Raw genomic sequence first — 12,867 nt, forward strand, 5'->3', positions numbered from 1 at the left:
GCGACGCCGCCGCCAAGGACGACGCTCCCGCCAAGAAGGCTCCCGCCGCGAAGCCCGCGGCCAAGAAGCCGGCCGCCAAGAAGCCGGCCGCCAAGAAGCCGGCGGCCGAGAAGACCGATGCCGACGCTGCTGCGCCGGCCGACGAGAAGTAGAGGAGACCCTCCATGGCCACTGTCAGCCTGGAAGACGTCAAGACCCTGCGTGAGCGCCTCGGCACCGGCATGGTCGACACCAAGAACGCCCTCGTCGAAGCCGACGGCGACATGGAGAAGGCCGTTGAGATCCTGCGCCTGAAGGGCGCGAAGGGCAACGCGAAGCGTGCCGACCGCTCCACGAGCGAGGGCCTCATCGCCGCGCACGAGGCCGATGGCTACGCGGTGCTCATCGAGCTCGCGTGCGAGACCGACTTCGTCGCCAAGGGCGACAAGTTCGGCGCTCTAGGTGAGAAGGTTCTCGCCGCCGTGAGCGACGCTGGCGCCGCCACCCTCGAGGAGGCGCTCGCGGCCAAGGCCGGCGACCACACCGTCGCCGAGCTCATCGACGCCGAGGCCGCGATCATCGGCGAGAAGATGGAGTTGCGTCGCGTCGCCCGCGTCGACGGCTCCACGTTCGAGGTCTACCTGCACCGCACCAACAAGGACCTCCCGCCGCAGGTGGGCGTCGTCGTCTCCTACACGGGTGACGACGCGGAGACGGCGCGCGGCATCGCGCAGCACATTTCCTTCGCCGACCCGCAGTACCTCAGGCGCGACGACGTTCCGGCCGAGACGGTCGACAACGAGCGCCGCATCGTCGAGGAGATCAGCCGCAACGAGGGCAAGCCCGAGGCCGCTCTGCCGAAGATCGTCGAGGGCCGCGTCGGCGCCTTCTTCAAGCAGGTCGCCCTGCTCGAGCAGGACTACGCGCGCGACAACAAGCTGTCCGTCGCGCAGGTCGCGAAGGACGCCGGCATCACCGTGACGGGCTTCGCCCGCTTCAAGGTCGGCGCCTAGCTTCACTGAGCGTCTGAAAGGGGCTTCGTTCATCGCCGTCGCGACGAACGGGGCCCCTTCTCGTTGCCCGTCCGACCGATACTGTTGACTCGCACGACCCACGATCACCGAAGTGAGGCCCCATGACCGCCGACCGTCGCCGCGTACTGCTCAAGCTCTCGGGTGAGGCGTTCGGCGCCGGATCCCTCGGGGTCAACCCCGATGTCGTGAGCGGCATCGCGCGCGAGATCGCCGAGGCGGCGAAGGACGTCGAGGTCGCGGTCGTCGTGGGCGGCGGCAACTTCTTCCGCGGCGCCGAGCTCAGCCAGCGCGGCATGGACCGCGGCCGCGCCGACTACATGGGCATGCTCGGCACTGTCATGAACGCTCTCGCCCTGCAGGACTTCCTCGAGCAGGCCGGTGCGCCCGTGCGTGTGCAGTCGGCGATCCAGATGACGCAGGTTGCCGAGCCCTACATCCCGTTGCGTGCCGTGCGCCACCTCGAGAAGGGCCGCGTCGTCGTCTTCGGCGCGGGGGCGGGCCTGCCGTACTTCTCGACCGACACCGTGGCCGCGCAACGCGCACTCGAGATCAAGGCCGTCGAGGTGCTCGTCGCCAAGAACGGCGTCGACGGCGTCTACAGCGCTGACCCGCGCCACAACCCGGAAGCCCACAAGCTCGACAACATCACGTATCAGGACGCCCTCGTGAAGGGCCTCAAGGTCGTCGACTCGACCGCGTTCAGCCTGTGCATGGACAATGGCATGCCCATGGTCGTCTTCGGTATGGAGCCGGCGGGCAACGTCGCGCGCGCGATCCGCGGCGAGCAGATCGGCACGCGCGTCTCGACGCGGTGAGCGTCGGTCGTGTCTCGCGCGGTGAGCGTCGGTCGTGTCTCGCGCGGTGAGCGTCGGTGAAGGCTGACGCGGTGAGCGTCGACCGTGCCTGACGCGGGCATCGCAGCGCTCCTGATCGCCGGCGGCGCGGTCGCCCACGCCGCGTGGAACCTCGTCATCAAGGCGACGGGCGCATCCGGCCCCCACGTCGTGACGCTCGCGGTCGCCGTGAGTGTGATCGCGCTCGCGCCGTTCGGCGTGCCCTCGCTGCTGCAGAGCGCGCCATCCGTTCCCGCCTGGCCGGCGATCGCTGCTGGCAGCGCCGTCCTCCACGTCGCCTACTTCCTGCTCCTGCAGCGCGGATACCGGCTCGCGGATGTCGGCGTCGTCTATCCGCTCGCGCGGGGCACGGGGCCGCTCTTGAGCGTGCTGGGTGCCGTGCTCTTGCTGGCTGAGCGCCCTGGCCCCGTCGTGCTCTCCGGTGCGGCGCTCGTCGTGGCGGGCGTGGTCGTCATCGGCACGGCGGGCGCGCGGCGCCCCGCGAACGGCGAGGCGGGCGATGCGGCCGGCGCACGTCGGCGCACCGGTGTGCTCTACGGCCTCGCCGTGGGTGCCCTCATCGCCGCGTACACGCTGTGGGATGCGGCCGCCGTGACGACGCTCGCCTTCGAGCCCGTCGGCTACTTCTGGGCGAGCCTCGTCGGGCAGCTGCTCGTGTTCGCCGCGCTGTCGGCGCGGCGGCCGCGACTGCTGCTCGACGCCGCGCGGCGGCACGGGAGTGCCGCCGCTGCCATCGGCGTGCTCTCCCCGCTCGCCTATCTCGCGATCCTCGCCGCCTACGGCCTGGCGCCCGTCTCCGTCGTCGCTCCCGCGCGCGAGCTCAGCGTCGTGCTCGTGGCGTTCGCGGGGTGGCTCGTGTTCCGCGAGCCCCACCCCGTTCGCCGCGCGCTCGGCAGCGCCGTCGTGCTCGCGGGCGCGGCACTGCTCGCCGCGGGCTGACCGGGCGGGGGCCGCTCGGCGGCGCGAGCCGCGCATCCCGACCGCCAGACGCCTCGCGGCCACTAGACTGGCCCTCGACCCACCGAAGGAGCCGCCCGTGATCGCCGACGTTCTCGCCGAAGCCGCAGACAAGATGACCAAGGCCGTCGAGGTCGCCAAGGAGGACTTCTCGACCGTCCGCACCGGTCGCGCGAACCCGCAGCTGTTCCAGAAGATCCTCGTCGACTACTACGGTTCGCCGACGCCGCTCGCCCAGCTCGCGAGCCTGCAGAACCCCGAGGCGCGCACACTCATCATCACGCCGTACGACAAGACGGCGCTCAAGGAGATCGAGCGCGCGATCGTGAACTTCCCGAACCTCGGTGCGAGCCCCAACAACGACGGCGAGATCATCCGCGTGACGATGCCGGAGCTCACGGAGGAGCGCCGCAAGGAGTACGTGAAGATCGTCAAGGGCAAGGCGGAGGACTGCAAGGTCGCGATCCGCAACATCCGCCGCAAGGCGAAGGACGACCTCGACGCTCTCAAGAGCGAGGTCGGCGATGACGAGGTGGCGCGCGCCGAGAAGGATCTCGAGGCCCTCACGAAGAAGCACACCGACGCGGCCGACGAGGCTCTCAAGAAGAAGGAAGCCGAGCTCCTCGAGGTCTAGATGCCCCCGGAGCCCGTCGAACCCACCCACGAGACCCCGGTGGAGGAGTCTGCCGAGCCGCAGCCTGCCGAGCCCCGGCGGCGCTTTCCGTTCGCGCGCCGCGGTCGTACGCGCGCCGACGTCGAGGCCGCCCTCCAGGACGTCGAGACGGCCCTGCACGACCTGGAATCGCGAGCACGCGAGATGGATGCCCGGGTGGAGGCCCGCGTCGGCCGCAACCTGCCCAAGGCCATCCTGTTCGGGTTGATCCTCGGTCTCGCCCTGCTGTTCAGTCTCATCGTCGTCAAAGAGATCTTCATGCTCTTTGGGGCGGCCCTCGTGGCCTTCACCGCCTACGAGCTCGCGAGCGCGCTGCGCTTCGCGGGGCGCGATGTGCCGCGCATCCCGCTCGTGATCGCCGCGGTGGGCGTCATCGTGCCCGCGTTCTACCTCGGGGCCGAGGGCCTGTGGTGGGCGATTCTCGCCGGTGTCGCGTTCGTGAGCCTGTGGCGGCTCGCCGAGCAGCTCATCCCCGCGCGGCGCACGGGCGCCGCCTCGCTGGGAACAGACCTCGGCGCGGGCATCCTCGTGCTCGCCTACGTGGCACTTCTCGGCGGTTTCGCCGTCGTGATGGCCGGCCAGCCCGGCGGGCAGTGGTGGGTGCTCGCGTATCTCATCGTCGTCATCAGCATCGACACGGGCGCGTACGCATCAGGGCTGCTGTTCGGCAAGCACCCCATGGCGCCGCGCATCAGCCCCAAGAAGACATGGGAGGGCTTCGCCGGCTCCGTCGTCGTGGCGATCGTCGCCTCGGTTCTGCTCGCGCTCTTCATGATCGGCATCGAGTGGTGGGTCGGCGTGCTGCTCGGCCTCGCACTCGTCGGGGCGGCGACGCTCGGCGACCTGACCGAGTCGCTCATCAAGCGCGATCTCGGCATCAAGGACATCTCGACGTGGCTGCCCGGCCACGGCGGGTTCCTCGACCGGCTCGACTCGATCCTGCCGGCGACGGTCGTCGCGTACGTGTTCTTCGTCATCGTCGCCTGAGGCTCTCCGACTGGGGCAGAATGGTGACGTGACCTCCACGTTTCCCGCTCCGCGCCCGGGCAAGCCGGGCTACGACATCGACGAGGTCGAGCAGTTCCTCGAGGTGGCCCGCACCGCCTACGGGGCGGCACCGGGCACCGACGGCTCGCTCACGAGCGACGACATCCGCCACACCGCCTTTCGCGTGCGCCGCCGCGGCGGGTACTCGGCCCGTCATGTGGATGCCGCTCTCGAGCGCCTCGAAGAAGCCTTCGCCGCACGGGAGCGCGAGCGGGCGATCGCCGAGCTCGGCCAGGAGGCGTACGACGCCGAGTCGCGCACGACGGCGCAAGACATCATCGATCGGCTCGCACGGCCGGAGGGTCGGCGGTTCCGCCGCGTGAACGCCCTCTCGCGCGGCTACCGCGCGAGCGACGTGGACGCCTTCATGGACCGGGTCAGCAGATACTTCCAGGAGGGCGCCCCGCTCACGGTGGAGAACGTGCGCACGATCGCCTTCCGCCCCGCCTTCCGCGGGTACGACGAGACGCAGGTCGACCTGCTGCTCGACACGACGATCCGGCTCATGCTGGCCGTCCGCTGAGCCACCCCTCGGCTCCACGGGCTAGAATGGCGCCCCGTGGGTAGGCATGCAGCGACAAAGGCGCGCCCCACCGCGTCGAGTCGACCCGGTGAGGGCGCCGTCGACCATGCCCGAACCACGGCCCGCACTACGCCGGGAGTGCCGACGATCGAGCGCCACGTGCGCTCCTCCTGGTCGCTGCCCCTCTTCGCCTCCGTCGCGAGTCTCGCCTTCGTTCTCGCGGCCGTGACCGACCCCACTCCGAGCCTGAGCCTCGTAGCCGAGCAAACGGAGGCGCCCGCCGCGCCCGACGTTCAGACCTTCGTCGCCTCCCCCGATCACGAGATCTCGGCCGATCGCGGGGAGTGGACCACGAGCCGCGTCGTCACCTACGGCGTCGCCCCCGCTGCGGGCACGCCCGACCCCGGCACGGCGCAGGGGATCGCCGCAGACATGGTCGCGGCGCGCGGCTGGAGCAGTGCGGAGTTCGACTGCCTCGTCGCCCTCTGGAACAAGGAGTCGGGCTGGAACGTCTACGCGCACAACGCCAGCTCGGGGGCCTACGGCATTCCCCAGGCGCTCCCCGGCAACAAGATGGCGAGTGCGGGCTCCGACTGGGCGACGAACCCCCGCACGCAGATCATGTGGGGTCTCGGCTACATCGAGGCGCGCTACGGCACGCCGTGCGGTGCGTGGGCGACGAGCCAGCGCATCGGCTGGTACTAGGCTCCCTCGGTATGCCCCGCAGCAACCGATCGCGTCGCCGTCGCGCCGCGGAGGAGCCGTCGGAGCTCGATCTCGAGCGCATCCTGCTCGGCATGCGGCGCACCGAGGCGAAGCGCTCGGGCACTTGGAACGTGCAACCGGTCGGGGCCGCGGCCGCGCAGAAGGTCTACACCTGCCCGGGCTGCGGGGCCGAGGTGCCGGCGGGTGTCGCGCACGTCGTCACGTGGCGTGCCGATGGCCTCATGGGGGAGCAGGCAGACCTCGCCGCACGGCGTCACTGGCACTCCCGCTGCTGGCAGATCGAGCCGTGACCCGCACCACTGATGACGTCACGAGCACCGCTGATGACGTCACGCGCACCGCTGACGACGAGGATCGAGAGGACGCGACCGTGAGCGAACTGATTCGGGGCGGTACGGTGCTGCCCGCCCGGCGCGAGGAGATCGAGCTGCACACGGCCGACGGGCTCACGCTCGTGGGCGAGCTGGCGCTGCCGGAGGAGGCCGAGCCGGTCGCGACGCTCGTGTGCCTGCACCCGCTGCCCACGGCGGGTGGGTTCATGGATTCGCACGTGCTGCGCAAGGCGGCGGCCCGCCTGCCGGCGATGGCGGATCTCGCCGTGCTACGCTTCAACTTTCGCGGGGTGTCCTCGCCGCGCGGCACCTCGGAGGGCGACTTCGGGCACGGCGAGGCCGAAGCCGATGACCTCGCCGCCGCGATGGCCTTCGTGCGCGAGCGCGGCCTGCCCGCGCCGTGGCTGCTCGGCTGGTCGTTCGGCACCGAGGTCGCGCTCAAGCACGGTCTCGAGCACGAGATCGATGGAGCGATCCTGCTCTCGCCTCCGCTGCATCGTGCGAGCGAGGAGGAGGTCGCCGCGTGGGCCGATGCGGGCCCGCGCCTCGTCGTCGTGGTACCCGAGCTCGACGACTACCTGCGGCCGCCCGAGGCCGAGGAGAGGTTCGCCTCCGTGCCGGAGAAGGAGTTCGTCGCCGTCGAGGGCGGCAAGCACCTCTGGGTCGGCGAGGCGCAGACCGCGCGGGTGCTGAGCGAGATCGTGGCGCGGCTCAACCCCGGTGTGCTGCCGCTGCCCACCCACTGGCCGTAGGCCCCACCGCTAGAGCGCCTCCTGCTTGGGCACGACGACCTGGTCGATGATGATGAGGATCGAGGCGGCGACCGGAATGGCGATGAGGGCTCCGAGGATGCCCAGGAGCGTGCCTCCCGCGAGCGCGGCGATCACGACGACCACGCCGGGCACCCTCACGGCCCGGTTCATGATGTTCGGGCTCAGCACGTACGCCTCGATCTGCATGTAGACCAGGTAGTAGATGGCCGCGACGATGACGGTCGAGATCGATTCCGGGTTGACGAGAAGCTGCGTGAGCACGACGAGGATCGACCCGGAGAGAGTTCCCACGAGCGGCACGAGTGAGAACAGGAACGCGACGAACGCGAAGAGCGCGGGGTACTGGGCCCCGATGATCGACAGGAAGATGAAGCTCAGCACGCCGTTGCAGAGCGCGAGCGTGACCTGGCCGACGACGTAGCGCCCGACCGCCGAGGAGACCTGCTCGGCGATGCCGATGAAGCGCTCGCGCTTGGACATCGGCACGAGCTTGTAGACGGCGCCCTTGAGGTTGTGGAGCGACGCGACGAAGTAGAGCGTCAGGATGAGGATGATGAGAGCGCCGAACACGCCCGTGGCGATGCCGATGCCGACCGACAGCACGCCGCCGCCGACCTGCGTGAGGTTGTCGGGGTTCGTGATCCACTCGAGTGCTGACTCGGCCGCAAGACGCACATCGACGACCTCGACGGGGATGAACGACTGCACGTTGTCGAAGAAGTCGTCGAGTGAGTCGAGCGACCTCACGTAGTCGGAGATGCGCGCCACGAGCCGGCTCGACTGCTCGACGATCACGGGGATGATTGCGAAGACGAGCCCTGTGAAGAGGCCGAGGACTCCGACGAGGACGGTGAGGATCGCCGCCCAGCGAGGCCACTTTCGCTCCTCGAGCCACGAGACGAGCGGGTCGAGCCCGAGGGCGATGAAGAGCGCGGCACCGATGTAGGTGATGATCGTCGCGAGACTCGTGATCGCGCCGCCGATGACGAGCGCCACGAGTACCCCGAGCCCACCGAACAGGCCGAAGCGAAATGCGTTCTGAATCTTCACGTGCCGTGGCTCCTGAGGTCGAGCGGCGTCAGCCTAGTCGTCGCGCTGGGACAGCGTTTCTGCCTGCGAGAGTACTCCGCGCAGACCCTCGAAGTAGCCCGCCACGGCGTCGCGTTCGACGCGGATGCGTGCGAGCGACTCCTCCGCCTCGGCGACGAGCTTCGCACTGCGCTCCTCCGCCTCCTTCTGCAGCGCCTGCGCGCGCTGCTCGGCATTCGCGAGCACCTCGCGCGCCGTGGCGTCGGCATCGGCCCTCCGCTTCTGGGCGTCTTCGCGCGCGCTGCGGTCGAGATTCTCGGCCTCGGTGCGCACCGCGGCCGCTCGAGCCTGGGCCTCGGTGAGCTGGGCGGTCGCCTCATCGAGGTAGCGCTGCGTCTGAGCAACGGCCTCCTGCTGGCGCGCGAGGTACTCCTTCTCGGCTTCGTCCCGTCGCGCCGTGAGCTCGACCTCGAGGTCGGTGCGGGCCTGCTCGGCAGCGCGCTCCAGGCGCGCGCGGCTCTCCTCCGCATCGTGCACGAGCTGCGCCCGTGCCTTCGCGGCCTCGTCGGCGAGGGCGCCGCGCTGCCGGGCCGCCTCGCGCTCGAGCGCACTGCGGGTCTCGAGCGCCTGCTGCTCAGCTGCTTCTCGCAGTTCGGCGAGCTCGCGCTCGGTCGTCGCGCGCAGCTCCATCGTGTCCTGCTCGGCTCGCTCGCGCAGGCGCAGCGCGGCCGTCTCGGCATCCTGGCGCCGTTGCGATGCTTCGCGCTCGGTCGACGCCCGCAGCTCCGCGAGCTCGCGCTCGGTGCTCTCCCGCAACTCCGTCGTGTCGCGCTCGGCGGCGTCGCGCAGTTCGGCGGCCTCCCGCTCGGCGGTCTCCCGCAGCTCGGTGGCGTCGCGCTCGGTGATGTCGCGCAGCTCGGTGGTCTCCCGCTCGGTGGTCTCCCGCAGCAGCGTCGTCTCGCGCTCCGCGGTGAGGCGCAGAGCGGCGAGCTCGTCCGTGAGCTCCTTCCGCCGACGGGCCTCCTCGGCCGCCCAGGCCTCCCGACCCTGCGCGACCTCGCGCGCGGCCTCGTCGCGAGCCCGCCGCACCTCGTCCTCGAGGTCGGCCCGCGCGTTCGTGATGTCGGCGTCGAGCTGCGCGCGGCGCGTGGCGTCGTCGCTCTCGAACTCTGCGCGGGCCTGCTCGGTCTCACGGGCGAGCTGTGCCGCGGCATCCCGTGCGTCGGCCACCTCGCGGTCGGCGACGACACGCAGCTCGGCGAGCTGCCATTCGGTCTCGGCGCGCTGCGCCGCGATCTCGCGCTTCGCCGTCGCGCGCGACTCCGCCGCCTCCGTGGCGACGGCTCCGCGGATGGCGGCGGCCTCCCGCTGCGCCTCGGTCACGAGGGCGTCGGCATCGGCGCGCGCACGCGTCACGAGTTCCTCGGCCTCGCGCGTCGCGTCGTCGATCAGCTGTCGCGCGCGCTCCGTCGCTTCGGCGACGAGCTGCTCCGTGCGGCCCGCCGTCTCGGCCTGCAGACGCTCCGCCTCGGCCTGAGCGCTCGTGCGCAGCTTCTCCGCATCGATGTCGGCCTGGCTGATGAGCCGCGTGGACTGCTCCTCGGCGACGCGCAGGGTCTGCTCGAGCTTCGTGCCGAGGCCCGCGTAGGTCGGGCGGCCCACCTCGTCGAGCTCCGACTGCAGGTCGTCGATGACGGCGTGCAGGCGCTTGAGCTCCTTGGCGGTCTCCGCCCTCTCCGTGTTCGACTGGATGAGGTCGCGCCGGAGGTCCTGGAGGGCCTTGTCGACGTCCTCGCGCTTGTAGCCGCGCATCTCGGTGCCGAAATCGAACTCTGTGCCTGCCACGTGGGGGTCTCCATGGGTCGGTGGGGCGCGAACCCTGCGAGTCTATCGGCGCGCGCGGCCTTTGCCTCGCCTGAGTATTCGGCCTGAGGGGGCCCGCTTGGCCGCCCCGCGACGACGCGCACCCCGAGCATCCGCTAATCTGGAATGTCTGTAATCTGCTGGCCGCTGACTGCACCGAGCTGACGCTCTCGTCGCCCGATCAGTCCTGAACCGCAGCGACCTCGTCCCTCAGCGACCGCCTCCCGCGGTCGTCACGCGTGGGCGGGCGCTGAACGGGGAGTCGTGCGCCGGCACGAGAGGAGTGAATCCGTGCGATTCATCATTGCCATCGTGTTCTTCGTGGTCGCCGTCGTCGGCGTCGGCCTCGGGGTCGCCCAGCGCACCGTGCTCGCCCCGCCCGAGAGCGTCACGTCGACCGTGCAGCTCGACAGCGCCGCGACCGTCACGGTCATCGACGGGTCGGCCCTCAACGCCTACGAGGGTCGCCAGACCCTTGCCATCAGCGGCGGGGTCGTCGCCCCGCCCGAGACCGCCGCCGATGCCGAGGCCGACCCGGAGGCGGATGCCGACGCGGAGGACGGCGAGGAGCAGATCGCCCAGACCGACCGGGTCGTGGCCGCCTACGGGCGCACGGGCGACGTGCTCGCGTGGGTCGGCGACGCGCGCTACACGCTCGTGACCTTCGACGAGGAGCTCGGCGAGCTCGTGGCGCAGCCCGTGAGCGGGTCGGAGGAGTCGGTTCCCGACCCCTACGGCAGCGACCTCTGGTACGACGACTTCACGGGCGAGGGCGAGCTCGGCATCACCGTCAACGTGCCGCGCGACGTCTCGCTGCTGCTGGCCTCGGACGGCGAGCTGCCCGCGCCCCAGGAGTTCTCGGTCACCTGGCCTCTCGACAGCAGCACGCCGTACTCGACCTGGCTCATCCTCGGCGGAGTCGGATCGCTCATCCTCGGCCTCATCGCCCTGCTCTGGGCGCTCCTGCACATGCGCCGGCAGCGCGGACCGCGCCGGAAGTCGTCCAAGACGCAGAAGATGCCCAAGGTTCCGCGGCCCTCCCGCTACCGCCCGCTCTCGGGGCGACCGTCGCTCGGTCGGCCGAAGGGGCGGCGCTCAGCGTCGCGCATCGCTCTCGTGCCCGGGCTGCTCGTCACAGGCCTCGTGCTCTCGGCGTGCACGCCCAGTGCATCGATCGTTGCGACGCCGAGCCCCACGCCGACGGAGGAGCCCGAGACTCCCGCGGTCGCGGCGAGCGAGCGCCAGATCGACCGCATCGTCAGCCGCATCGGCGAGACGGTGGCACGCGCCGACGAGGAGACCGACGAGAGCCTCGCCGCCACGCGACTCGCCGGCCCCGCGCTCCAGTTCCGCGAAGCGGCCTACGCGGTGCGCGAGGAGGACTCCGAACTCGGGTCGCTGCTGTCGATCCCCTCTCGCGATGTCGCGCTCGCCCTGCCGCAGCGCCTCCCCGACGAGGGCGCCACGTGGCCGCGCGCGATCTTCGCCGTCGTCGAGGACCCGAGCGATGAGACGCGGCCCCCGCAGGCGCTCATGATGATTCAGGACGACCCGCGTAGCCCGTATCGCGTGCACTACGCCCTGACCCTCGAGCCGCAGGCGGTCGTGCCGCCGCTCGCGCCCGTGGGGCTCGGCAGCCCCCTGCTGCCCGCCGACACCCCGCAGCTGGCCGTGACGCCCGCCGAGGTCGCCGCCTCCTACTCGCAGCTGCTCCTCCGCGGCGAGGATGCCGAGAACTTCGACCTGTTCGCGGCCGAGGGCGACAGCCTGCGCACCCAGATCGGCGTCGAGGCGAAACGAGATCGTCGCTCCGCCCTGCCCGACACCGCGTCGATCGAGTTCACCAACCGCGTCGTGGAGGACGCCGACATCCTCTCCTTCGTCACGAACGACGGCGGCGCGATCATGACGGCCTACCTCACCGAGACCGAGACGGTCACGCCCACGCAGTCCGGCGCGGCCGTCAACTCGAGCGGCGCCGTCGAGGCGCTCTCCGGCAGCGCGCAGAGCACGCGCGGCATCATCGCCACCTACGGCTTGCAGATCCTGTTCTTCGTCCCGCCCCTGGACAGCACGGAACCCGTCCGCGTGCTCGGCTACACCCAGGGGCTCGTCAGTGCCAGGGAGGTACCGTGACCGACAGCCCGATGAACCCTGACGCCCTGCGGGGCGCCGTCGACCTCTCCTCGCTCGTGCGCGCGGCGCAGCAGCCGCCGGCCCAGCAGGCCTCGGCGGGCGCCGCCGGCCCCGCGCCGGCCACGGGCACCGGCACGAGCGCCGTCGTGCGCGATGTGGGCGATGCCGAGTTCGGCGAGGTCGTCGAGCTCTCGCGCAGCGTGCCCGTGATCGTCGAGTTCTATGCCGCGGGCATCGCCCCGGCCCTGCCGGGCATTGTGAGCTCCTACGGTGGCCGACTCGTCCTCGCCACGGTCGACGGCAACAGCAGCCCGCAGGTCGCGCAGGCGTTCCAGGTGCAGCAGGTTCCCGCGGTCGTCGCCCTCGTCGGCGGTCGGCCCGTGAACCTCTTCGTCGGCATGCCTGCCGAGGCGGAGGTGCGTCAGGTTCTCGACCAGGTGCTCGAGCTCGCGGCGCAGAACGGCGTGACCGGAACGGTGTCGGCCGACACGCCCGAGGAGGGCGAGGAGGAGCCCGCCGAGCAGCCCCTGCCGCCCCTCCACCAAGAGGCCTTCGACGCCATCAGCCGCGGCGATCTCGAGGCGGCGGCCACGGCCTACCGCACGGCGATCGCGCAGAGCCCCGCCGACGGCGACGCGGTGGCCGGTCTCGCGCAGGTCTCCCTGCTGCAGCGGCTCGAAGGGCGTGAGGCATCGGAGATCCGCGACGCGGCAGCGGCGGCACCCGATGATCTGGATGCTCAGCTCGCGGTCGCCGACCTCGACCTCAGCGGGGGTCACGTGGAGGACGCCTTCGCGCGCCTCCTCACGCTCTTCCCGGGCCTCGACGCCGACGGCAAGGCGGTCGTCCGCACCCGCCTGCTCGACTACTTCGAGATCGTCGGGGCGGAGGACGAGCGCACGATCACCGCGCGCCGCGCCTTCACCAACCTGCTCTACTGA

Annotated in this window: 13 protein-coding genes; 11 read left to right on the forward strand and 2 right to left on the reverse strand. The window is 71.1% G+C overall.

Annotated features, from left to right (window positions below):
- The first annotated feature begins 164 nt into the window (after nt 1-164).
- The 9 genes from tsf to FK219_RS04250 all read left to right on the forward strand — a co-directional run bounded on the left by tsf (nt 165) and on the right by FK219_RS04250 (nt 6,877).
- A complete protein-coding gene (gene tsf / locus FK219_RS04210; protein WP_152583186.1) occupies nt 165-992 on the forward strand; it encodes a translation elongation factor Ts in 828 nt (275 codons plus the stop codon).
- Nucleotides 993-1,114: 122 nt separating this feature from the next.
- Nucleotides 1,115-1,828: a UMP kinase gene (gene pyrH, locus FK219_RS04215; RefSeq protein ID WP_152583187.1), complete on the forward strand. Its 714-nt coding sequence runs from the start codon at nt 1,115-1,117 to the stop codon at nt 1,826-1,828.
- A gap of 84 nt (nt 1,829-1,912) precedes the next feature.
- Nucleotides 1,913-2,806, forward strand: a complete 894-nt coding sequence (locus FK219_RS04220) for an EamA family transporter (protein WP_152583188.1) — start codon at nt 1,913-1,915, stop codon at nt 2,804-2,806.
- 97 nt (nt 2,807-2,903) lie between these two features.
- Nucleotides 2,904-3,458, forward strand: coding sequence for a ribosome recycling factor (frr, locus tag FK219_RS04225; RefSeq protein ID WP_152583189.1), 555 nt, complete (start codon nt 2,904-2,906; stop codon nt 3,456-3,458).
- A complete protein-coding gene (locus FK219_RS04230) occupies nt 3,459-4,484 on the forward strand; it encodes a phosphatidate cytidylyltransferase (protein WP_235923750.1) in 1,026 nt (341 codons plus the stop codon). It begins immediately after the preceding gene.
- Nucleotides 4,485-4,512: 28 nt separating this feature from the next.
- Nucleotides 4,513-5,067: a DivIVA domain-containing protein gene (locus FK219_RS04235; RefSeq protein WP_152583190.1), complete on the forward strand. Its 555-nt coding sequence runs from the start codon at nt 4,513-4,515 to the stop codon at nt 5,065-5,067.
- 36 nt (nt 5,068-5,103) lie between these two features.
- Nucleotides 5,104-5,772, forward strand: a complete 669-nt coding sequence (locus FK219_RS04240; RefSeq protein WP_328821596.1) for an aggregation-promoting factor C-terminal-like domain-containing protein — start codon at nt 5,104-5,106, stop codon at nt 5,770-5,772.
- Between the two features lie 11 nt (nt 5,773-5,783).
- Nucleotides 5,784-6,083: a hypothetical protein gene (locus tag FK219_RS04245; RefSeq protein WP_152583191.1), complete on the forward strand. Its 300-nt coding sequence runs from the start codon at nt 5,784-5,786 to the stop codon at nt 6,081-6,083.
- 80 nt (nt 6,084-6,163) lie between these two features.
- A complete protein-coding gene (locus FK219_RS04250; protein WP_152583268.1) occupies nt 6,164-6,877 on the forward strand; it encodes an alpha/beta hydrolase in 714 nt (237 codons plus the stop codon).
- A gap of 9 nt (nt 6,878-6,886) precedes the next feature.
- On the opposite strand, the gene FK219_RS04255 is transcribed toward FK219_RS04250, so the two are convergent.
- Both FK219_RS04255 and FK219_RS04260 read right to left on the reverse strand, forming a co-directional pair.
- Complete coding sequence (locus FK219_RS04255; protein WP_152583192.1) at nt 6,887-7,948, reverse strand: AI-2E family transporter; 1,062 nt, start codon at nt 7,946-7,948, stop codon at nt 6,887-6,889.
- 33 nt (nt 7,949-7,981) lie between these two features.
- On the reverse strand, nt 7,982-9,772 hold the full coding sequence (locus tag FK219_RS04260; RefSeq protein ID WP_328821597.1) for a DivIVA domain-containing protein: 1,791 nt from the start codon (nt 9,770-9,772) through the stop codon (nt 7,982-7,984).
- 309 nt (nt 9,773-10,081) lie between these two features.
- Between FK219_RS04260 and FK219_RS04265 the strand changes: the two genes are divergently transcribed.
- Together FK219_RS04265 and FK219_RS04270 are read left to right on the forward strand one after the other, a co-directional pair.
- Entirely contained in the window at nt 10,082-11,926 is a 1,845-nt protein-coding gene (locus FK219_RS04265) for a hypothetical protein (protein ID WP_152583193.1), read from the forward strand.
- Entirely contained in the window at nt 11,923-12,867 is a 945-nt protein-coding gene (locus FK219_RS04270; RefSeq protein ID WP_152583194.1) for a co-chaperone YbbN, read from the forward strand. Before FK219_RS04265 ends, FK219_RS04270 begins: the two co-directional genes overlap by 4 nt.

It is taken from the genome of Microcella pacifica, from assembly GCF_009371975.2.
GTDB classification, from domain to species: Bacteria; Actinomycetota; Actinomycetes; order Actinomycetales; family Microbacteriaceae; genus Microcella; species Microcella pacifica.

What these genes read in the sequence shown, in the direction of transcription:
- tsf (WP_152583186.1), top strand. Translation starts at nt 165, where the DNA reads ATGGCCACTGTCAGCCTGGAAGACGTCAAGACCCTGCGTGAGCGCCTC.
- pyrH (WP_152583187.1), top strand. Translation starts at nt 1,115, where the DNA reads ATGACCGCCGACCGTCGCCGCGTACTGCTCAAGCTCTCGGGTGAGGCG.
- FK219_RS04230 (WP_235923750.1), top strand. Translation starts at nt 3,459, where the DNA reads ATGCCCCCGGAGCCCGTCGAACCCACCCACGAGACCCCGGTGGAGGAG.
- FK219_RS04245 (WP_152583191.1), top strand. Translation starts at nt 5,784, where the DNA reads ATGCCCCGCAGCAACCGATCGCGTCGCCGTCGCGCCGCGGAGGAGCCG.